Source organism: Sporosarcina sp. CAU 1771, assembly GCF_054482775.1.
This window is the reverse complement of sequence record NZ_JBTLRN010000003.1, coordinates 107,075-128,545: the sequence shown is the minus strand read 5'-3', so window position 1 is coordinate 128,545 and position 21,471 is coordinate 107,075. Positions and strand designations below refer to the sequence as shown.

The 21,471-nt window shown below is 42.2% G+C and carries 21 protein-coding genes; 3 read left to right on the top strand and 18 right to left on the bottom strand.

What is annotated here, in order from left to right; translation table 11 throughout:
* Nucleotides 1-26 precede the first annotated feature (26 nt).
* The 10 genes from ispF to ACXYMX_RS04475 all read right to left on the bottom strand — a co-directional run bounded on the left by ispF (nt 27) and on the right by ACXYMX_RS04475 (nt 9,517).
* Nucleotides 27-509, bottom strand: a complete 483-nt coding sequence (ispF, locus tag ACXYMX_RS04520) for a 2-C-methyl-D-erythritol 2,4-cyclodiphosphate synthase (RefSeq protein ID WP_459043049.1) — start codon at nt 507-509, stop codon at nt 27-29.
* On the bottom strand, nt 484-1,200 hold the full coding sequence (gene ispD, locus ACXYMX_RS04515; protein WP_459043048.1) for a 2-C-methyl-D-erythritol 4-phosphate cytidylyltransferase: 717 nt from the start codon (nt 1,198-1,200) through the stop codon (nt 484-486). Before ispD ends, ispF begins: the two co-directional genes overlap by 26 nt.
* Before the next feature lie 31 nt (nt 1,201-1,231).
* Nucleotides 1,232-2,335 (bottom strand): PIN domain-containing protein, encoded by a 1,104-nt coding sequence (locus ACXYMX_RS04510; protein ID WP_459043047.1) that lies wholly within the window; start codon nt 2,333-2,335, stop codon nt 1,232-1,234.
* A 174-nt stretch (nt 2,336-2,509) separates the two neighbouring features.
* Nucleotides 2,510-3,883: a DNA repair protein RadA gene (radA, locus tag ACXYMX_RS04505; protein WP_459043046.1), complete on the bottom strand. Its 1,374-nt coding sequence runs from the start codon at nt 3,881-3,883 to the stop codon at nt 2,510-2,512.
* Nucleotides 3,884-3,959: 76 nt separating this feature from the next.
* A complete protein-coding gene (locus ACXYMX_RS04500) occupies nt 3,960-6,416 on the bottom strand; it encodes an ATP-dependent Clp protease ATP-binding subunit (protein WP_459043045.1) in 2,457 nt (818 codons plus the stop codon).
* A 126-nt stretch (nt 6,417-6,542) separates the two neighbouring features.
* Entirely contained in the window at nt 6,543-7,631 is a 1,089-nt protein-coding gene (locus ACXYMX_RS04495) for a protein arginine kinase (RefSeq protein ID WP_459043044.1), read from the bottom strand.
* Complete coding sequence (locus ACXYMX_RS04490; RefSeq protein WP_459043043.1) at nt 7,621-8,175, bottom strand: UvrB/UvrC motif-containing protein; 555 nt, start codon at nt 8,173-8,175, stop codon at nt 7,621-7,623. Before ACXYMX_RS04490 ends, ACXYMX_RS04495 begins: the two co-directional genes overlap by 11 nt.
* A gap of 38 nt (nt 8,176-8,213) precedes the next feature.
* Nucleotides 8,214-8,684, bottom strand: coding sequence for a CtsR family transcriptional regulator (locus ACXYMX_RS04485; protein ID WP_459043042.1), 471 nt, complete (start codon nt 8,682-8,684; stop codon nt 8,214-8,216).
* 215 nt (nt 8,685-8,899) lie between these two features.
* A complete protein-coding gene (locus tag ACXYMX_RS04480) occupies nt 8,900-9,085 on the bottom strand; it encodes a histidine kinase (protein WP_459043041.1) in 186 nt (61 codons plus the stop codon).
* Between the two features lie 54 nt (nt 9,086-9,139).
* Entirely contained in the window at nt 9,140-9,517 is a 378-nt protein-coding gene (locus ACXYMX_RS04475; RefSeq protein ID WP_459043040.1) for a hypothetical protein, read from the bottom strand.
* A 2,156-nt stretch (nt 9,518-11,673) separates the two neighbouring features.
* On the opposite strand from ACXYMX_RS04475, the gene ACXYMX_RS04470 reads away from it, so the two are divergent.
* A complete protein-coding gene (locus ACXYMX_RS04470; RefSeq protein WP_459043039.1) occupies nt 11,674-12,630 on the top strand; it encodes a nuclease-related domain-containing protein in 957 nt (318 codons plus the stop codon).
* A gap of 68 nt (nt 12,631-12,698) precedes the next feature.
* Here the strand turns inward: ACXYMX_RS04470 and ACXYMX_RS04465 are convergent, their stop codons facing one another.
* The 3 genes from ACXYMX_RS04465 to ACXYMX_RS04455 form a co-directional block, all read right to left on the bottom strand.
* On the bottom strand, nt 12,699-13,808 hold the full coding sequence (locus tag ACXYMX_RS04465) for a DUF2812 domain-containing protein (protein ID WP_459043038.1): 1,110 nt from the start codon (nt 13,806-13,808) through the stop codon (nt 12,699-12,701).
* On the bottom strand, nt 13,805-14,134 hold the full coding sequence (locus tag ACXYMX_RS04460; RefSeq protein ID WP_459043037.1) for a PadR family transcriptional regulator: 330 nt from the start codon (nt 14,132-14,134) through the stop codon (nt 13,805-13,807). The genes ACXYMX_RS04465 and ACXYMX_RS04460 overlap by 4 nt, the downstream gene beginning before the upstream one ends.
* Before the next feature lie 133 nt (nt 14,135-14,267).
* Complete coding sequence (locus tag ACXYMX_RS04455; RefSeq protein WP_459043036.1) at nt 14,268-14,441, bottom strand: hypothetical protein; 174 nt, start codon at nt 14,439-14,441, stop codon at nt 14,268-14,270.
* Between the two features lie 183 nt (nt 14,442-14,624).
* On the opposite strand from ACXYMX_RS04455, the gene ACXYMX_RS04450 reads away from it, so the two are divergent.
* Both ACXYMX_RS04450 and ACXYMX_RS04445 read left to right on the top strand, forming a co-directional pair.
* Nucleotides 14,625-15,017 carry a thiol-disulfide oxidoreductase DCC family protein gene (locus tag ACXYMX_RS04450; RefSeq protein WP_459043035.1) on the top strand — a complete coding sequence of 131 codons (393 nt, stop codon included), beginning with the start codon at nt 14,625-14,627 and terminating at the stop codon, nt 15,015-15,017.
* Nucleotides 15,018-15,030: 13 nt separating this feature from the next.
* Complete coding sequence (locus ACXYMX_RS04445; RefSeq protein WP_459043034.1) at nt 15,031-15,477, top strand: hypothetical protein; 447 nt, start codon at nt 15,031-15,033, stop codon at nt 15,475-15,477.
* A gap of 170 nt (nt 15,478-15,647) precedes the next feature.
* Here ACXYMX_RS04445 and adh (ACXYMX_RS04440) read toward each other — a convergent pair whose 3' ends face one another.
* The 5 genes from adh (ACXYMX_RS04440) to ACXYMX_RS04420 all read right to left on the bottom strand — a co-directional run bounded on the left by adh (ACXYMX_RS04440) (nt 15,648) and on the right by ACXYMX_RS04420 (nt 21,471).
* A complete protein-coding gene (adh, locus tag ACXYMX_RS04440) occupies nt 15,648-17,189 on the bottom strand; it encodes an aldehyde dehydrogenase (protein WP_459043033.1) in 1,542 nt (513 codons plus the stop codon).
* Nucleotides 17,190-17,348: 159 nt separating this feature from the next.
* Entirely contained in the window at nt 17,349-17,705 is a 357-nt protein-coding gene (locus tag ACXYMX_RS04435) for a DUF779 domain-containing protein (RefSeq protein ID WP_459043032.1), read from the bottom strand.
* Between the two features lie 21 nt (nt 17,706-17,726).
* On the bottom strand, nt 17,727-19,268 hold the full coding sequence (gene adh / locus ACXYMX_RS04430; protein ID WP_459043031.1) for an aldehyde dehydrogenase: 1,542 nt from the start codon (nt 19,266-19,268) through the stop codon (nt 17,727-17,729).
* 205 nt (nt 19,269-19,473) lie between these two features.
* Entirely contained in the window at nt 19,474-20,250 is a 777-nt protein-coding gene (locus ACXYMX_RS04425; protein ID WP_459043030.1) for an IclR family transcriptional regulator, read from the bottom strand.
* Between the two features lie 33 nt (nt 20,251-20,283).
* On the bottom strand, nt 20,284-21,471 hold the full coding sequence (locus ACXYMX_RS04420; RefSeq protein ID WP_459043029.1) for a CaiB/BaiF CoA transferase family protein: 1,188 nt from the start codon (nt 21,469-21,471) through the stop codon (nt 20,284-20,286).

Sequence of the window (21,471 nt, the reverse complement as noted above, 5' to 3'; positions counted from 1 at the left end):
AAAGCCTCCTATAATTTTAAATTCCTTTATTGATTGATTGAAGTTAAGAGAATTACTGCTAAAGATGCAATTCCTTCTTCTCGACCGGTAAATCCTAATTTCTCAGTTGTTGTCGCCTTCACGTTAACTTGTGTAACATCTGCTTCGAGTAACTCCGCTATACGTTCTCGAATCGCTTCAATATGCGGTGACATTTTTGGTTTTTCCGCAATAATTGTGCAATCAATATTGCCGAGCTTATATCCACGCATTTTAACAAGTTCCCATACCTTTTCTAGCAAAACTGCAGAATCAGCATCTTTGAATGCCACATCCGTATCAGGGAAATGCTTTCCAATATCCCCTTCACCAATTGCCCCGAGCGCCGCATCCGTAATTGTGTGCAGCAACACATCTGCATCCGAATGACCAACTAGTCCTTTCGTGTGAGGAATTGTTATCCCGCCAATTATTAACGGACGCCCCTCTTCAAATTTATGTACATCATACCCTTGTCCAATTCGAATCATTTTCATCTTCCTCTCGTCGTCTTTTCAATAAAATTTCTCCAAAGACGAGGTCTTCTTGGGTCGTCATCTTTACATTATCATATGTACTTTCAACAATCCTTACGGAATGCCCAAGTCGTTCAACCAACATGGATTCATCCGTACCCAAAAACCCATTTTCTATCGCTCGGTTGGATGCATTTTGTAGAACATCAAACCTAAATGCCTGAGGAGTTTGAACAATCCAAAGTTTTTCTCGGTCGACTGTTTCCTCGATGACTCCATCAGAAGCAAACTTCATTGTATCTTTCGCACGAACACCTGCAATTGCTGCCCCAAACTCATGAGCAGTTTGAACAAGTTCCCTTATAATTGAACGAGGAACAAATGGGCGAGCAGCATCATGTACAAGAACAATGCCGCCCCCATTATACGCCTTAATACAAGCTGCAACACTATATTGCCTTTCGCTTCCACCCTCAATTAAACCGAGGACTCTCGTAATTCCGAACTGATCCAACATCGCTTGCATCTCTTCTCGCTCTTCTATTTTAACAGCAAGAAGAACTCCTTTACATGCTGGGTCCCGTTCAAATACATCTAACGTATGAATAAGAATTGGTTTTTCACCAAGTTCTAAAAATAATTTATTTTGCCCTGCACCCATTCGCTGTCCGCTTCCTGCTGCTGGCATAATCACTGTATACTCCACAATCCATCTTCCTCTTCTATCCTATAAGAACTTAATTTGCACGTGCTGTTTTCCCATTCTTCGGCTTCGCAAAAATCATCCGTCCTGCAGATGTTTGCAGAACACTCGTTACAACAACGTCTATCGCGTTACCAATATGGTATCTACCCTCTTCAACAACAATCATTGTACCATCGTCCAAATATGCAATTCCTTGGTTATGCTCTTTACCGTCTTTAATAACAACAACGTGCATATCCTCACCTGGAATTACTACTGGCTTGACCGCGTTCGCAAGATCGTTGATGTTTAGTACGGGTACTCCGTGAAGATCTGCAACTTTATTCAAATTAAAATCATTCGTTACAACAAGACCGTCCATTTTTTTTGCTAGACGCACAAGTTTTAAATCAACTTCTGGCGTATCTGCGATATCTTCATCCGTAATTAAAATAGTAGGTCCATCTGATGTTTGCAAGCGTTTCAGTATATCTAAGCCTCTTCTTCCCTTTGTCCTTTTCAGCGTATCCGATGAATCTGCGATATGTTGAAGTTCTGTTAAGACAAACTGCGGAACGACTAAGACGCCTTCTAAGAAACCTGTTGAGGAAATATCTGCAATTCGACCATCGATAATTACACTTGTATCAAGCAACTTGTGCAGGTTTCCATGCTTTGTAGAAGCCTCCCCGTTTCCATCTTTCTTTTTTTGACCTACATTTTTTGTAGCCTGCATTGCACTCATAAATTCTTCACGCTTCTTATATCCCACTTGGAATCCAAGATAACCAGAAATAACGGACAAAATAATAGGCAGTACATCCGATATAAATCCAATCTGAATACTTCCTAATCCGAAACTGACGAGAAACGCTACACTTAGGCCAACCATAAGGCCGATTGTTCCGAATATCAAATCGAATATAGGCGCCTTTAACAAACGATCTTCCATCCACTTAATCAAATTAACAAGTGGCATCGTTAGAAAAACACTAATAAAAGCTAATAAAGCAGCACCGACTAGGGCAGAAACGTACGGGTTATTTATGAATGGGTTCGTAGTAAAAGAAAATAATTTAAATAAGTGCGGTAAGAATAAGACCCCGAGCGTACCTCCGATAAGTAGAAATGAAGCTTGAACAACTTTTTTCAACATTGAATCCACCTCCTTTAAAGTTAATTATACATGTTTACCCTTTATATCACTCTGTTTAACCTTTTTTCCAGGAACAAAAATCATCTGCCTACTCTCATTGGACGCCTATAGGCAATTCAGAGTTCCTTAATTTTATTAGTAATAGGGTTACCCGAACAGTAACCCCCTCATTTTCTACTTTGTAAAAGCTATTTTCAGTGCATCACTAACAGTTTCTACACCAATTACTTGAATCCCTTTTGGATAGTCCCACCCACCAAGATTTGACGAAGGAATAATCGCGCGCTCAAAACCCAGTTTCGCGGCTTCTGACACTCTTTGTTCAATTCGCGAAACGCGACGTACTTCACCCGTAAGTCCAACTTCTCCGATAAAGCAATCGGATAATCCAGCAGCAGCGTCCCGGTAGCTCGAAACAATACTTACGAGAACAGCAAGGTCGATTGCAGGTTCATCTAGTTTGACCCCACCCGCAACTTTTATATATGCATCTTGTGCTTGTAAGAGCATACCCATACGTTTTTCAAGAACTGCCATTAAGAGCGAAACTCGGTTTTGATCGAGTCCAGTCGCCATACGCTTCGGATAATTAAAGCTGGATGGTGTAACGAGTGCCTGAATTTCAACAAGAATTGGTCTTGTTCCTTCCATAGAAGCAACAACTGTTGATCCTGCTCCCCCTTGTGATCGTTCGCGTAAAAATAACTCCGAAGGATTCAGGACCTCTTTTAATCCCGACTGAAGCATTTCAAAAATGGCAATCTCATTTGTAGAACCAAATCTGTTTTTCACACTACGTAAAATCCGGTATGTATGATGCCGCTCCCCTTCAAAGTAGAGAACTGTATCCACCATATGTTCAAGTAGACGTGGCCCAGCTATTTGCCCATCCTTCGTTACGTGACCAACAAGGAAGATAGCGATGTTTTCAGTTTTAGCAATACGCATAAGCTCCGCTGTACACTCACGCACTTGGGTGATACTTCCGGGTGCTGATTTCACTTCAGGATGATGGATTGTCTGAATTGAATCCACGATTACAAATCGCGGCTTTACCTCTTCAATTGTATGATGAATTTGCTCTAAATCTGTTTCTGCATATATATAAAGCTCTTCTGAAGTGACGCCAAGCCGTTGTGCACGCAGCTTTGTCTGACGAATCGATTCTTCACCAGAAATATAAAGAACGCGATGCCCTTTATTTGCAAGCAATGAAGACACTTGAAGAAGTAGTGTCGATTTCCCAATTCCAGGATCACCAGCTGTTAGGATCAGTGAACCAGGCACAACACCCCCACCAAGAACCCGATTCAACTCTTCTAAATCCGTGTCGATACGTGGTTCGTCCGAAGTTTCAATGGCACTAATAGGCATAGCTTTTTGCTTCACATTGGCACTGTGTTGAAAGGCACCACGCGGCCCCTTTGAAACAACTTCTACTTCTTCATCCATTGTGTTCCATTCGCCACAACCAGGGCATCTTCCCATCCACTTCGGCGACTCGTAACCACAAGACTTACATACGAATTTTGACTTTCTTTTTGACATGTAATCCTCCCAATACGAAAAGGACAGCCCAGTCGCATCGAAATTTTATCGATGGATGGACTATCCTGTTCACTTATTATTTTTCAACTTTTTCTTTTTTAGGCTTATCTTCATTCCTGTTCACGACAAACTCATCGTCTTTCACATCAACCACAACTTTGCCACCCGTCAATAAATTCCCTTTAAGGAGCTCTTCAGACAAACGATCTTCAATGTGTTTTTGAATTGCACGACGTAAAGGACGAGCTCCGTAGTCTGGATCATACCCAACTTCAGCAATCTTCTGCTTTGCATCGTCCGTGATTTCAAGTACGATATCTTGTTCTTTTAAGCGTTTTGATAATTCGTCTGCCATCAGCGTGACGATTTCTCGTAAATGTTCTTTCTCAAGCGAATGGAAGACAATCATTTCATCTACGCGGTTCAAGAACTCTGGACGGAATGCTTTTTTCAACTCTTCTAGCATCGCAGATTTCATGCCCTCATAATCTCTGTCATTATCTTGCAAGTTAAATCCGACGTATCGATTTTTACGCAATGTTTGTGCGCCGACGTTTGACGTCATGATGACAACCGTATTACGAAAATCGACCGTACGGCCTTTGGAATCCGTCAATCTACCATCTTCAAGTACTTGTAGAAGGATGTTAAAGACATCCGGATGCGCTTTTTCAATTTCATCCAGAAGAATTACGGAGTAAGGTTTACGACGAACTTTTTCCGTTAACTGGCCGCCCTCTTCATACCCTACATATCCTGGAGGTGATCCAACTAGACGTGAAGTCGAGTGTTTTTCCATGTACTCTGACATATCTACTCGAATCATCGAATCTTCATCACCAAACATAACTTCCGCTAGCGCCCTTGCTAACTCCGTCTTCCCTACCCCTGTTGGCCCTAGGAAGATGAATGAACCGATTGGGCGTTTCGGATCCTTAAGACCCGCACGTGCACGTCTAATTGCCCGGGAAATAGCTGTTACGGCTTCAGACTGCCCAATGACACGTTCATGGAGCATTTCTTCCATGTTCAGTAATTTTGCAGTTTCTGTTTCTGCTATTTTAGATACAGGAATTCCAGTCCACATTGCAACAACTTCTGCAATATCTTCAACTGTCACTTTCGACTCTGTTTTTCCTTGCTTTTCTTTCCATGCCGTTTTTGTCGTTTCCAACTCTTCTTTTATTTTCTGTTCTGTATCCCGATAGGACGCTGCTTTTTCAAATTCTTGACTTTGAACAGCCGCATTTTTCTCAGAGCGGATTGCCTCCAGCTTCAATTCGAGTTCTTTCAAGTTAGGTGGCGTCGTATACGATCGTAGACGCACTTTAGAACCTGCTTCATCAATCAAATCAATCGCTTTATCCGGAAGAAAACGATCCGAAATGTATCGGTCCGACATCTTAGCAGCCGCGTCAATCGCTTCATCCGTAATCTTCACACGATGGTGCGCTTCATAACGGTCTCGGAGTCCATAAAGTATCTGAACTGTTTCTTCAACTGTTGGTTCATCAACTTGAATGGGTTGAAAACGTCTCTCGAGCGCTGCATCTTTTTCAATGTATTTGCGGTATTCATCCAGCGTTGTTGCACCGATACATTGCAGCTCTCCACGTGCAAGAGATGGTTTCAAAATGTTCGATGCATCAATTGCACCTTCAGCTCCACCAGCGCCAATTAATGTATGCAACTCATCTATGAATAAAATAATATTGCCCGCTTGACGAATTTCTTCCATCACTTTTTTCATACGATCTTCAAATTCACCACGGTATTTCGTACCCGCAACAACGGTTCCCATATCAAGCGTCATCACTCGTTTATCACGAAGGATTTCAGGCACTTCATTATTAATCACTTGTTGCGCTAATCCTTCAGCAATTGCTGTTTTACCAACACCAGGCTCACCAATTAGAACAGGGTTGTTTTTGGTACGACGTGCTAACACTTCAATAACACGGGTAATTTCTTTGCTTCGACCAATCACCGGATCTAAAGTACCTTCTCGCGCAATTTCGGTTAAATCTCGCGCTAAGCTATCTAGCGTTGGCGTTGCTGCAGAATTTGAAGTCCCCTGATTCCCAACGGAACTATCATTATTGCCTAGTAACTGGAGAACTTGTTGACGCGCTTTATTTAAACTGACACCAGCATTGCTTAAAACACGTGCTGCAACTCCTTCACCTTCGCGAATAAGTGCTAGTAAAATATGTTCCGTTCCAATATACGAGTGTCCTAACTTTCTTGATTCATCAACAGAAAGCTCGATAACCTTTTTAGCACGCGGTGTATAATGAACAATTGGACCAACATCTTTTGTTCCTGCACCCACAAGCTTATCTACACCTTGTTCGATTGTTTCAAAACTCACATCAATCGCTTCAAGTGCCTTTGCAGCAATGCCGCCGCCTTCTCGAATAAGACCAAGTAAGATATGTTCTGTTCCAATAGATTCATGCTTCATGCGAATTGCCTCATCTTGTGCGAGTTGCAACACTTTTTGTGCCCTTTGTGTAAATCGGTTAAACATCATATTCAGTCCTCTCCTTCTACTATATATAATCAAACTACTTGATTCTCATACCTAACAATTATATTCTTTCTTGACTAACTTTGACCTTAACATACTGTATAGGTGAGGACCGTGCAAAATTATTGCTCAATCTTCTAATTTTTCTTCAAACGATGTTGACCCACCCTCAATATTCAATCGTTCACGGAAGAGTTTCGCTCGAAATGTATCACGTTCTTCTTGCGATAATTCCACTCCAGCAAATTGCTGAAGAAAACCAGGCTGCATAAAAATCATCAATTCATTCAATATCGAAACGTCTACATCTTGAATAATATTTAGATCAATGCCAAGCCGTACATCCGATAGACAGCGTGCCGCCTCTCCTGAAGGCAAAAGTCTTGCATAGACAATTGTTCCAAGCGAGCGAAACAATCTATTTTCAAGTGCTAGACGAGATTTCGCCAAAAGAACTTCACGAGATTTACGCTCATGCGCAATTAATCGAGAAGCAATATTCTCTAAATCCGAAAGAATCTCTTTTTCCGTTTTACCTAGAGTCGTTTGGTTAGACACTTGATAGACGTTCCCCGGCGCATCGCTACCTTCACCGTAACTTCCGCGAACGACCATACCGAGCCGAGAAATCGCTGGAATAATCCGATCAATTTGCTTCGTCATTGTCAACGCCGGGAGATGCATCATAACCGATGCACGAATCCCAGTGCCCGTGTTAGAAGGGCAACTTGTCATATATCCGAAGGTTTCATCAAAAGCATAAGCCAACTCACTTTCAAGCAAGTCATCGACAGCATCAGCTTTCTCGTATGCAGCCTCTAATTGAAGACCTGGGTAAATACATTGGATGCGTATATGATCTTCTTCATTTATCATCACGCTTACCGTTTCGTCTTTAGACAAAATGACCGCGCCGTGCCGGTCCGGGTTTGCCAAATGAGGACTAATCAGATGTTTCTCTACCAGAACCTGACGTTCCAGAGTAGGCAATTCCGACATTTTCATATACGTGTATTCTGTATTTTTGGAATCAACCAAAGTACCTGTAGCCGCCTTATCCACTGCCAATGCATCGTCTTCAGTAAAAGCAATTGGGAAACGGTACCCTGTCAAGTTTCTCGCTAACCGGATGCGGGTTGACATTACTATGTCCGAATGTTCACCGTGTGCGGCCATCCAACCCGTCACCGCACTTTGAATGAATTTCTCAATCGTCATGAACTTCGTCACCTCCGTTAACCAATTGTTCCTTTAATGAATTCGCTTCATCTCGTAAAGCTGCAGCTTCTTCAAATCGTTCGGATTCTACTGCCTCATTCATCTTGTTTCGAATTTCTTCAATTTTTCTTTTTACCGCATATATTTGGTTAAATGAAATCGGGATTTTACCAGTATGTGAAGAATGTCCATTATGAAGTTTCCCAAAGACGCTTGGTAACTTCTCTCGAAACGTTTCATAGCAGGTTGCACAACCAAACTTTCCAATATCAAGGAACTTCCTAAATGTTAAACCACACGAGGGACAATCTAAATCCGTACCATCCGCTGTGCGCGTCTGTTGAGGTGCCTGAAAAAGGTCTGCACCGCCAAACCATTGCGAAAGAAACTGTTGAATCGATAATGGTTCTTGATTCGGGTCAAAATTAAACGCCTCGGATTTAAACGCACATTTTTCACATAAATGATGCTCTATCGACTCTCCCATATGCCCTTTCGTTAGAATGACAGTAGCAGGTCGTTCTTTACATTTTTCACATATCATCGAAAGTCACCTCAAATCGGTTTAATTAACGTCTTTCTTTATTCCATTTGCTCATAAATAAGTGTTAAAAGCATTGACTGCAAGATTCGCGCACGTAGTGCATCTCGTTCAGGAAGTGGAAGTCGCAACGTCATTCTATCGACAGCTGCTAAAATTAGTTTTGATTCCCGTTCAGAAATTACATCTTCTTCTAAAAGCCGATAAACTACATCCAGCGCCATTGTATTGGAGGCTCCTTCTTCTAGCCCCATCAATATATGGTCAATTAGATCTTTACGTGAATTTGTCTGAACTCGAAATATACGGATATACCCACCACCGCCTCGTTTCGATTCAACAGCATATCCACGTTCCACTGTAAAACGTGTATTAATGACATAATTAATTTGCGAGGGTACGCATTGAAACTTCTCGGCAACTTCATTCCGCTTAATTTCAACTTTACCACTCTGTTCTTCTTCGAGGATTGCCTTTAAATATCCTTCAATAATGTCAGAAATGTTTCGCACGTTCTCACCTCTTTCATTTCGGACGATAAGCCATTGACTTTGACTATCTTTGACTTAATTGTACAGGACATTCCTATTCTTTCGCAATTGATAAGCATTGCGCCTGCAACATGCTTAGTGTTGACAATCCATGCCTTAGTTTAGACCCCAAATTTTCTGCGTTTCTTTTTGAACATAAAAAAGTGGGACCCCTGCGTAAAAGGGGCCCCACTTTTTCACTCTTCTTCGCCTTCTTCTTTCGGAAACAGGAAGTAGGAAATAACTCCACTCACGATCGTTGCACCAATCGTAATCAATACACGCGCCACGTCCGAAACTTCCTGGTGGTTACGAGACAGCATGACCCAACTAGTTCCCATTACTAAGATCATAATAGGTATGACATATTTTAAACCCCTCAACAGATTCACCCTCAGATCGAATTTATGATAGTTGTATTCTACCATAAAACGAAATCAGAACCTTGGTCTACATCCTGGACCTCTCCATCCAGGTCTAGTTCCACCCATACCTGCTGGACCGAAGCCTCCTGGACCGGGACCGAAACCACCCATACCTGGTCGAGGACCTCCTGGACCGTAGCCAGGCATTACCATTCCACCTGATACATTTTCAGTTGTCTCTGTGTAGTAGTGACGAGGTACTGGAACTGTATATTCACGGTTCACGTTAACGATCGGATGAATCACAGGAACGACTTGTGGAACAAATTGGTTATGAAACCGATACTGCGTCGGACAGACAATTGGCTGCATTTGGTTGCCCATCTGGTTACCCATTTGGTTGCCCATCTGATTGCCACAATTATGTTGATTATGGTGTTGTTGCATCATATTCTCACCTCCTCCTTCTATTACATGTGAAAAGTTATGTGATTCACGGGCTGACGACTATTCCCATGCGTTTTGTAGGAGAATTACTTTTATTTGGAATAGAGTGTGGGCGATTTTGTGTTGTGGGAATGAATTGGGCGTTGCGGGAGCAAGTGGTGGCGTTACCGGAATAAACTCGTGCGATACGGGAGCAACCGGTGGCCATACGAGAATAAACGACGGCGTTTTCGCGTTGCGGGAGCAAATGATATCGTTACGGGAATAAACTCACGCCATACGGGAGCAATCCGTCGCCATACGAGAATAAAGGACGAGGATCTCGCATTGCGGGAATAAATTGCTCGTTGCGGGAACAAACAGCATCGTTACGGGAATAAACTCGTGCCATACGGGAGTAACCGGTCGCCATACGAGAATAAAGGACGAGGATCTCGCGTTGCGGGAATAAAACGCTCGTTGCGGGAGCAAATGGCATCGTTACGGGAATAAACTCGTGCGATACGGGAGCAACCGGGGGCCATACGAGAATAAACGACGAGGATTTCGCGTTGCGGGAATAAAACGCTCGTTGCGGGAGCAAACAGCATCGTTACGGGAATAAACTCGCGCGATACAGGAGCAAACAGTGGCCATACGAGAATAAACGACGGTGATTTCGCGTTGCGGGAGCAAATGACATCGTTACGGAAATAAACTCACGCCATACGGGAGCAATCCGTCGCCATACGAGAATAAAGGACGAGGATCTCGCGTTGCGGGAATAAATCGCTCGTTGCGGGAGCAAACAGCATCGTTACGGGAATAAACTCGCGCGATACGGGAACAACCAGTGGCCATACGAGAATAAACGGCGGTGATTTCGCGTTGCGGGAGCAAATGACATCGTTACGGGAATAAACTCACGCCATACGGGAGCAATCCGTGGCCATACGAGAATAAACCGCGGCGATTTTGCGTTGCAGGAATAAATCGCTCGTTGCGGGAGCAAATGGTGGCGTTACGGGAATAAACTTGTGCGACACGGGAGCAACCGGTGACCTTACGAGAATAAACGACGAGGATTTCGCGTTGCGGGAATAAATCGGCCGTTGCGGGAGCAAGTGGCATCGTTACGGGAATAAACTCGTGCGATACGGGAGCAACCAGTCGCCATACGAGAATAAACGACGGTGTTTTCGCGTTGCGGGAAAAAATCGGCCGTTGCGGGAGCAAGTGGCAGCATTACGGGAATAAACTCGTGCGATACGGGAGCAACCAGTCGCCATACGAGAATAAACCGAGGATTTCGCGTTGCGGGAATAAAACGCTCGTTGCGGGAGCAAATGGTGGCGTTACGGGAATAAACTCGTGCGATACGGGAGCAACCGGGGGCCATACGAGAATAAACGGCGGTGATTTCGCGATGCGGGAATAAACTCGTGCCATACGGGAGCAAACAGTCGCCATACGAGAATAAACGACGGCGATTTCGCGTTGCGGGAATAAATCGCTCGTTGCGGGAGCAAATTACACCGTTACGGGAATAAACTCGTGCGATACGGGAGCAACCGGGGGCCATACGAGAATAAACGGCGGTGATTTCGCGATGCGGGAATAAATCGCTCGTTGCGGGAGCAAATGGCAGCGTTACGGGAATAAACTCGTGCCATACGGGAGCAAACAGTCGCCATACGAGAATAAACCGAGGCGATTTCGCGTTGCGGGAATAAATCGCTCGTTGCGGGAGCAAATTACACCGTTACGGGAATAAACTCGTGCGATACGGGAGCAACCAGTAGCCATACGAGAATAAACCGCAGCGATTTCGCGTTGCGGGAATAAATCGCTCGTTGCGGGAGCAAACAGCATCGTTACGGGAATAAACTCGTGCGATACGGGAGCAACCGGGGGCTATACGAGAATAAAGGACGAGGATCTCGCGTTGCGGGAATAAAACGCTCGTTGCGGGAGCAAATGGCATCGTTACGGGAATAAACTTGTGCGATACGGGAGCAATCCGTGGCCATACGAGAATAAACGACGGCGATTTCGCGGTACGGGAATAAACCCCCGCCATAAGGGAGCAACCAGTACCCACCACAAAACAACCTTAAAAACATTGAATATTCAAACACCCCATGATAGAATGTAAAGCAATTACAATTTAAAGGAGGCTGGTGTTTATCATAATTAAACCGCGTCGTGAACCGCTTATTATAGGGGGTTTAAGAGCCGCATTATCGCGAATTCATCCTCAGCACGACATCGTTCCTCGACTTCAAAGTGCATACTCTTCTCGAATGAGTGGATTTGCCGGGGAGGAGCGCGTTGATCGAGTGTTTCAAAGCTACACTTTTCCTGGTAGATATAAAATATTCAACGGATTATCCTTAAAATCTAGCACCGACTTTCAAATCGACTCCCTGTTCTTAACTCCTTCATTTGCAGTCATTTTCGAAACCAAGAACATTGCTGGTAGCATTCTGGTAAAAGAAAATCCCCCGCAACTTGTACAAACCCTTGATTCCGGCGAGACAAAAGCTTATAACAGTCCCATTTCCCAAGTACAGTCAAACATAGAGCTTCTTCAAGATTGGTTTTATAGTCGCACTATTTCATTACCCATATACGGTGCGGTTGTCTTAGTTTTTCCAAAGAAAGAAGTCCATGTGCACGACACAGTTATTCCGTTTTTATATCCAAATGCAATTCCCTCTTACATCCGAAACCTTCCATCTTCGAACCCCATTTTAGATGAAAAAACCTTTTCTCAAGTAGTACATGAATTAATCCAAGGCGATGGTGAGTATATCCCACAATCAATTTGTTCAACTTATTCCCTTACTAAAAATGACTTTTCAACAGGTGTTCGATGCCCGTCTTGTCACTCATTCGGCATGCAGAAATATAGAGCAGGTTGGATTTGCCCTTCTTGTAATAAAAAAAATACGGATGCTCACATTCAAGCCATACACGATTGGTTCCTACTTTTCGGTGAGAAAATGACAAATAAAGACTGTCGGGAGTTTCTAAATGTTCCCCAGCGTTCAACCGCAACCCGGATCTTACAAAGTATGAAGTTGCATGCAGAAGGTGAAAAGCGCAACCGGACGTATTCCATAACTACTAAATAACTCCTGTTCAACAAAAAAGATGCCCTCAGCCAATTTGCTCGACTAGTAGGACATCCCTATTTTTTCATTCAAACATGAAGCATTCTCCGCGCATACAAAACGACTCGAGTCACTAGGTGAATGGGAATCAATAACGTAATTATTAAGAGTACGACGAAGACCTGATTGATTACGCTTTGTTGGTAATTAACAAAATTGAGCCACAAGTTAATCGCTAAAACTGCCAGTAAATAAAGGGTTAAGGTCATGCTTGAGATTACCACCCTTCGAACTTGTGCTTTTTTCTCCAATGCGTCGTACGTAAACTCAGGCTTTTTTTCGCCGACCTCATAGTCTTTCTGCCATATCGAATATTTCGTAAATGAAAACTGCGTAGTAAATTTCAACTGCCACCCTGCACTTTTATGAATATCATAGTAATCAGGAGACGTCTTAAGTTGATAATCGTACAAGTAGGATACATGTTTCGGTGCTCCCTTTTCGAAAATAAACCTTGTACCTGGCTTCCCCACTCGAACAAGATGATTCCCTTTTGCAGCCATATCCGATAACCAGTTTTCAATTAAATCCGGAGCGTACATCCAGCCAAACTTCCACTTTACAAAAGTTTCACCTTTCGTTGTTTGTTCATCAATAGAAGTCTCAAAAAACTTATTTTCGAAGCGCCTTAATTTAATCGATGTGTAGACAGCAAGAAATACAACTACGAGACTTTGTAAAATAGGTAGTCCAAGAACCCACAATAACTGACCTTCACCTTCGATTGGTTCACCCGAAAATATCAGTACCAAAAGGAGTAATACTAATAAAATCGATTGCATGCCAGAGAAAAAAGCAACGACCGTTACTATATTTGAATGCAATCGATTTCTTCTCAAAATTCCTTCTCTAGATGGAAAACTTTGAATCGACTCTTCGCCGTTTTTGATGAACTTCCAATTTCCTTCCGTAATTGATTTCACCCAGCCTGATTCTCCAAGTGCACGGGGTAATCCAGCGTGCGTACGATCATAAACGACTTGATAATCTACCTTTTCACGTTCCGCTTCTTCAAATACGAACATCCGGGAATTAGGATTCACGCCTACTAACTTTTTGCCCTCGGCTGCATTCAACGACAACCACTTCTCCGTTTTTTCAACATCGTAACTCCAAAAAGGTCTCCATTTTTTAATCAATTGAACTCCTCCTCACTGGCCATAACATTTGCATGCAACTCTTTTAAACGGGCCATTTCGTTGCGCATTAGCACTTTTCCTACATCGGATACTTCATAAATAGTTTTCCTTTTTTCATCAGCGAAGATAACGACGATTCCGTCTCTCTGCATTTTTTTCAACGTACCATAAATCGTTCCCGATCCAAGAACTAAGCGTCCTTCCGTTAACTCTTCCACATGTTTAATAATTCCGTAGCCATGACGAGGAACCGAAAGTGACAACAAAATATAAAACGCTGTTTCAGTCATCGGAATATAAGATTTAATGATTTTCTCAATTTTCAATGGACATCACTTCCGTTCTGCAAACTCAATATGTCACACCTTGACTATATCATGTCGTGACATATAGTGTCCAGATATACCCAAATAAAAAAGAGTCTCCCAGTTATATTAGGAAACTCTTTTGATTAAAGTATTATTGGTACGTTCGAGGTAGCTTTTTATCTTCTTTCGCTTGAACCTCTTCATCCCAGTCATCTTCCACCGAAAAATAGTCCGGCGCACCTTCTCCGACCATTCTTAAAGAGGCAATGTAATCCTTGTCTTGCCTTCTTTGCATTTCTTCCGACTCAATGTTTAAGCGTTCCATACAATCAGCCTCCTAACAAATTTTACCGTGGCAAAATAAATAGGGCAGCAACACATTTACCAGAACCTCTCTTTAATTATACTAAATATTCAATGAAATGCAAATGAGCCTGCTCCAATAGTTTTCTTTATCGTTTATAAGGTTATACTAAAAACATATACATAAAATCAAGGAGGTATTCGAATGAAGCGAATTATCTTATTTGATGGTGAGTGTAACTTTTGCGACTCCAGTGTACAATTTATAATAAAAAGAGACCCTGCGGCACATTTTCTATTTACTTCATTACAAAGTGAAGTCGGCCAGAAACTCGTCAAAGAACAAAACATTCCAAGCGACGTTGATAGTCTAGTGTTAATTGAAAATAATAAAGTCTATACTAGATCCACTGCAGCGCTTCGTATTGCAAAAAAGCTCGATGGATTATGGCATCTGTTATACCTATTCATACTCGTACCACCCGTTATCCGGAACGGCTTTTATGACCGATTCGCAAAAAATCGTTACAAATGGTTTGGCAAAAAAGAAGATGCTTGTGCGCTACCGTCACCTGAAATGCGCAAAAGGTTTATATAAAGGTGGTCATTCAATGCTTCTTTTAAATGGCGTTACTGGATTTCATGATCCAAGAACTAGGTTTCCCAAAAGTATTGATGGAAAACAATTTAAACACCTTTGTTATGCACTTATTTTAAGTAATAAAGGTAAGATTCTAGATTTCACAGAACCCATCTACCCATCCAATTTTTACAACGTTAAAGTCGATGTTTTCGGTCGGATTTTTCATGTTTTGCTTAATAAACATTATCCATTCCTTGCATTTGCATCTAACATCGAAGAGCAGTTCATCCAATTTATCGATGAACCTTTTCTCGCGCAGGAATTTAGCCCGCATTATCAAATTATCGAAAATGAAAAACTAAATCAACCCTTGCAAATAAACCCTTCTAAAAAACACCCTTTACTCATTGACAACGAATTAAATAGCTTTGAATTAAGCCAGATTGCTTATTGGAAGCCACAAAACATTGGGTAAATCCTGTTTAACTACTGGGATTAATTCGCAATGATCAACAACAACATTAAAAACCCTTCCAAGTTTCGGAAGGGTTTTCTACTTTCAACGTATTATGGAAACATACCTTCGCGTCCTTCTACGACGTCGATAGTAAATGGGTATGCTTCCAAGAAGAGTCTAGTTAACTCTTAAAAGAATCCTAGTTTGTCTTCACTATAACTAACGAGTACGTTTTTTGTTTGTTGGTAATGATCCAGCATCATTTTGTGATTTTCACGACCGATTCCAGACGCTTTGTACCCTCCGAATGCCGCATGTGCAGGGTAAGCGTGGTAGCAATTTGTCCAGACACGTCCAGCCTCAATGCCTCTCGCTAAACGGTAAGCTGTATTTGTGTCGCGCGTCCATACGCCTGAACCTAAACCGTATAACGTGTCGTTTGCGATTTCCAATGCCTCTTCTTTTGTTTTAAATGTCGTTACTGAAACAACTGGCCCAAAAATCTCTTCTTGGAAAATACGCATTTTGTTGTCGCCTTTGAAGACAGTCGGTTGGATGTAGTAGCCATCTTTCAGTTCGCCTTCCAAGTGGTTTTGTGCACCACCCACCAAACATTCTGCACCTTCTTGCTTGCCTATATCTAGATAAGAAAGGATTTTTTCCATTTGTTCTGTCGATGCTTGTGCGCCCATCATCACTTCCGGGTCAAGCGGATTCCCCGTCTTAATGGCTTTCACCCGCTCGATTGCACGCTCCATAAATTTATCGTAGATTGACTCTTGAATTAGTGCGCGGGATGGACACGTACATACTTCGCCTTGATTTAGCGCGAACATGACAAAACCTTCTATTGCTTTATCAAGCAACGCATCGTCTTTATCCATAATATCTTCGAAGAAAATATTCGGTGATTTCCCACCAAGTTCCAGCGTGACCGGAATTGTATTTTGTGATGCATACTGCATAATGAGGCGACCAGTAGTCGTTTCACCTGTAAATGCAATTTTTCCAACGCGTGAACTAGACGCAAGAGGCTTGCCTGCTTCGAGTCCAAAACCATTGACTACGTTCAAAACACCTTTTGGCAATAAATCCTCGATTAATTCAACGAGAACTAAAATTGACGCAGGAGTTTGTTCCGCCGGCTTTAGCACGACACAGTTTCCAGCAGCAAGTGCAGGAGCTAGCTTCCAAATCGCCATTAAAATCGGGAAATTCCAAGGAATAATTTGTCCGACGACACCGATTGGCTCGTGGAAATGATACGCTACTGTGTCCTTGTCAATCTGACTGACTCCGCCTTCTTGCGCACGAATCGCTCCAGCAAAATAGCGAAGATGATCAATTGCAAGTGGTAGATCTGCGTTCAACGTCTCACGAATCGCTTTCCCATTTTCCCATGTTTCTGCAACGGCAAGCATCTCCAAGTTTTGTTCCATACGATCTGCAATTTTCAGCAAAATGTTGGAACGCTCTGTAACAGATGTCGTCCCCCACGCCTCTTTCGCTGCATGCGCTGCGTCTAAAGCGAGCTCTACATCTTCTGCAGTCGAACGTGCTACTTCGGTGAACTTTTTACCCGTCACAGGTGTTGGATTATCAAAGTACTGGCCTTTTACAGGTTGTGTCCACTCTCCACCTATATAGTTTTCGTACCTATCTTTAAAATTAACCTTCGCTCCCTTTGTGTTTGGAAAAGCATACACCTTACTATCAATTGCTTGCACCATACTAAATTCCTCCCTATTCTGTTGGACTCTTCCCAACTCGCATACTTGACGTGAATTTTGTCACGCACTACAACCTTACGTAGCAGTACCCAACAATATGCACAAACTTCTCTAAATAAAAAAAATACCTTCTGGATTTTCACCAGAAGGCATTTCGTTTTATAGTTGCAATTCTTTATTCTCTTCAGGAGTAAAGGCACGCGATCTCGTTAAGAAACGCTTTCCCTCAACCCCTTCTAATGAAAACATACCACCCCGACCATCTACAACGTCGATGATAAGTTGTGTATGCTTCCAATAGTCGAACTGGTTTTTGTGCATGTAAAACGGGGCACCGCCAATATAACCTAGTAAGACGTCATGATCTCCAACGATTAGTTCTCCGTCTGGATAACACATCGGTGAAGAGCCATCACAACATCCTCCTGACTGATGGAACATAAGCGGACCGTGTTTCTTCTTCAAATAATCCATGAGTTCAAGTGCAGTATCCGTTGCGATTACGCGTTCAGTCATCCACACTTTCCTCCTTTTCTATTAAAAGAATCCTTGTTTGTTTTCATTATAACTAACAAGCATATTTTTCGTTTGTTGGTAATGACTTAACATCATTAGGTGGTTTTCACGTCCTACACCAGAAGCTTTATATCCTCCGAATGCAGCATGTGCTGGGTAGACATGGTAGCAATTTGTCCAAACGCGACCTGCTTGAATACCGCGTCCGAAACGATACGCTGTGTTCATATCCCTAGTCCATACGCCAGATCCTAATCCGTACAATGTGTCATTCGCAATTTCAAGCGCTTCTTCTTTTGTCTTGAATGTTGTGACAGAAACAACAGGACCAAAAATTTCTTCTTGGAAAATACGCATTTTGTTATTCCCTTTAAAGACAGTTGGCTTCACGTAGTATCCGCCTTCAAATTCGCCACCCAACTTATTCTGTTCGCCGCCCGTTAAACATTCGGCTCCTTCTTGCTTACCTACATCTAGGTAAGACAAGATTTTTTCCAACTGCTCGGTAGATGCCTGTGCGCCCATCATAACTGTTGGATCAAGTGGATTACCCGTTTTTATCGCTTCAACACGCTCTATCACACGCTCCATAAACTTATCATATATCGATTCCTGAATTAAGGCGCGTGAAGGACATGTACACACTTCCCCTTGATTAAGAGCAAACATGACGAATCCTTCAATTGCTTTATCGAAAAATGCATCGTCCTCATCCATTATATCTTCAAAGAAAATATTCGGAGATTTACCACCAAGCTCTAGTGTTACTGGAATTGCATTTTGAGAAGCATATTGCATAATGAGGCGACCCGTTGTCGTTTCACCTGTAAATGCAATTTTTCCAATCCGTGAGCTTGAAGCAAGTGGTTTTCCAGCTTCAAGTCCAAAACCATTGACGACGTTAATAACACCTGCTGGAAGTAAGTCTTCAATTAATTCCATAAGGACTAAAATCGATACTGGAGTTTGTTCAGCCGGCTTCAACACAACACAGTTACCCGCTGCAAGAGCAGGTGCCAGCTTCCATACCGCCATTAAAATCGGGAAATTCCATGGAATGATTTGTCCAACGACTCCGATTGGCTCATGGAAATGATAAGCCACAGTGTCATTATCAATCTGACTTACGCCGCCTTCTTGAGCACGAATTGCACTGGCGAAATACCGGAAATGGTCAATTGCGAGCGGTAAATCTGCGTTCAATGTTTCACGAACAGCTTTTCCGTTATCCCAAGTCTCTGCAACAGCCAACATCTCTAAGTTCTTTTCCATTCGATCGGCAATTTTGAGTAGAATATTAGAGCGCTCTGTAACTGATGTCGTTCCCCAAGCGTCTTTTGCCGCATGTGCAGCATCGAGTGCTAATTCAATATCTTCAGCTGTCGAGCGCGCGACTTGCGTAAAAACCTTACCCGTAACAGGAGTGACGTTATCAAAGTACTCTTTCTTTACTGGTGCCGTCCATTTGCCTCCAATAAAGTTCTCATATCGTTCTTTAAAGTTCACCTTCGCGCCTTCGGTATTTGGAAATGCGTATACTGGATTTTCGACTGCTTGAACCATTCTTATTCCTCCTCAAATGATTAGTGCGCAAAACAACTTATGTATGCGCTTACAAACTACTTAACTACTATTCTGTCAGACTAGGCAGAATAGTTCAACCTTTTATGCATGTAATCTTTCGACAATTATTTTACTACGCCGTATAAAACAATTGCTTGGCCAGTCATTCCTCTTGCCGCGCCCGTTATAAAGACTCCTTTGTTTTTCATCCTTTTAACTGCGCCTTAATTTCTGTTGCCCCACTTACAACTACTTGAATTAATTCGTCCAGAGCATGCTCCTCAAAACGAACAGAAGGAATGATAACGGTTATGGAGGCCAACACTTCGTCGTACTCATTAATCACGGGCGCACTGACAGAAACAGCACCTTTCACTCGTTCTCCGTAACTTATTGCATATCCTTGTTCTTTGATTTCTCTAAGATCTGTTAACAATTCACCTTTTGAAGTAATCGTTTTTTCTGTGATTTGCTCGAACTCGACTTCATCTAAATACATATGAATTTCTGCAGTAGATAAGTTCGCCAATAATACTTTAGCTGTAGCACCAGCATAAAGCGGTGACGTGTCGCCAACATAAGTGTTTGCACTTAATTTGTGTTGGCTACCTAGATTATAAATACATCTTCGTTCATTGTTTTCAATAATATTTAAACTAACGCTTTCTGTCGTTGCGCGATTAATTCTTTCAAGGACAGGTTGGGCGATAGAAACAATCCCTGAACTTTTTTCGACCAATTCACCGAGGAATAATAAGCCGAGTCCAAGTTGGTACTTTTTTGTTTGCTCGTTCCTATGCAAAAACCCCTCATAAACCAACGTCGAAGTTAAACGCTGAAGTGTAGAAACCGACAGCCCCGTTAGTTTATGTAGTTCTGTTAGCGATAAATACGTATGTTCTCTAGAAAAAACTTTTAATATTTGAATCGCACGATGAACCGTTTGTAACGAATAATTTTTAGAAAATTTTTCTTCTGTCACGATGATCTATCCCTTCATTACCCGCTTTCTAGCCTAAATAATCGAATCTCTTTTTAATTGCTCTAATTCTTCACTATCTAGACCAAGTTCTTCACTTAAAAAAGCTTCAGTATGTTCTCCAAGAAGCGGAGGAGCGTACCTACTCGTAATATTTAACCCTGAGAATCGCATCGGATTTTTAATCATTTGCGTAGTCCCAACGATTGGGTGAACTACCTTTTCAACAGACCCTCTTGCCTTCGCTTGAGGCTGATGGATGGCTTCTTCAATTGTATTCACTTTCCCCGCTGGAATATTGTACTTAGAAAACAATCGAATCCATTCGTCTGCTAATTTCTCGCTGATTATATCTTTTATTTGAGATACCAGCTCATTTTCATGTTTTTTTCGATTTTCATTCGTTGCATACCTTTCATCAGTAACCCATTCTTTGCGGTCCACTAGCTCACAAAACCTTGCAAACAACCTATCATTCCCAACAGCTATCATGATAGGGACATCTTTACATTGAAATACTTGATAGGGAACGACGTTGTTGTGACTATTTCCGACCCTTTTCGAAACAACTCCTGTATTTAAGTAACTACTCGATACATTCGCCATGCTACTAAGTTGAACATCTAACAGGGCCAAGTCAATATGTTGACCGACATGATTCACATCTCTCATACGAATGGCCGCAAGTATACTCATTGCAACATAATTAGATGTTAAAATATCAGAAATCGGAATCCCTACCTTTGTAGCTTCTCCCTCACTTTGGCCTGTAACGTCCATTAGTCCGCTCATCGCTTGAATAACCGGATCAAATCCTGGCTCATCCTTCGCTGGGCCCGTATGACCAAACCCGGTAACTGAGCAGTGAATTATTTTATCGTTTACTTTCTTTAAATCCTCATAACCAAGACCCATCTTCTCCATTGTGCCTGTTTTAAAATTTTCCAAAACAATATCGGCATTTTTCACAAGTTTAAGAAATAACTCTTTTCCTTTAGGTTCTTTTAAGTTTAAGGTGACAGAGCGCTTGTTTCGATTCGCAGCTAAATAATAGGTGCTTTCACCGTTAATAAACGGACCCCAATCCCTCATACTATCTGTTCCATCTGGGTGTTCAATACGGATTACGTCTGCTCCAAGATCCCCTAGAACCATTGCCCCAGCTGGCGCCGCATACACTCTAGACAAATCAAGAACTTGTATGTCTTCTAATGGTTGTTTCAT

Coding starts and splice junctions, on each gene's coding strand:
- ispF (WP_459043049.1), bottom strand. CDS start 509: ATGATTCGAATTGGACAAGGGTATGATGTACATAAATTTGAAGAGGGG.
- ACXYMX_RS04510 (WP_459043047.1), bottom strand. CDS start 2,335: ATGTTGAAAAAAGTTGTTCAAGCTTCATTTCTACTTATCGGAGGTACG.
- radA (WP_459043046.1), bottom strand. CDS start 3,883: ATGTCAAAAAGAAAGTCAAAATTCGTATGTAAGTCTTGTGGTTACGAG.
- ACXYMX_RS04500 (WP_459043045.1), bottom strand. CDS start 6,416: ATGATGTTTAACCGATTTACACAAAGGGCACAAAAAGTGTTGCAACTC.
- ACXYMX_RS04495 (WP_459043044.1), bottom strand. CDS start 7,631: ATGACGATTGAGAAATTCATTCAAAGTGCGGTGACGGGTTGGATGGCC.
- ACXYMX_RS04490 (WP_459043043.1), bottom strand. CDS start 8,175: ATGATATGTGAAAAATGTAAAGAACGACCTGCTACTGTCATTCTAACG.
- ACXYMX_RS04475 (WP_459043040.1), bottom strand. CDS start 9,517: ATGATGCAACAACACCATAATCAACATAATTGTGGCAATCAGATGGGC.
- ACXYMX_RS04455 (WP_459043036.1), bottom strand. CDS start 14,441: ATGGAACGCTTAAACATTGAGTCGGAAGAAATGCAAAGAAGGCAAGAC.
- ACXYMX_RS04450 (WP_459043035.1), top strand. CDS start 14,625: ATGAAGCGAATTATCTTATTTGATGGTGAGTGTAACTTTTGCGACTCC.
- ACXYMX_RS04445 (WP_459043034.1), top strand. CDS start 15,031: ATGCTTCTTTTAAATGGCGTTACTGGATTTCATGATCCAAGAACTAGG.
- adh (WP_459043033.1), bottom strand. CDS start 17,189: ATGGTGCAAGCAATTGATAGTAAGGTGTATGCTTTTCCAAACACAAAG.
- ACXYMX_RS04435 (WP_459043032.1), bottom strand. CDS start 17,705: ATGACTGAACGCGTAATCGCAACGGATACTGCACTTGAACTCATGGAT.
- adh (WP_459043031.1), bottom strand. CDS start 19,268: ATGGTTCAAGCAGTCGAAAATCCAGTATACGCATTTCCAAATACCGAA.
- ACXYMX_RS04420 (WP_459043029.1), bottom strand. CDS start 21,471: ATGAAACAACCATTAGAAGACATACAAGTTCTTGATTTGTCTAGAGTG.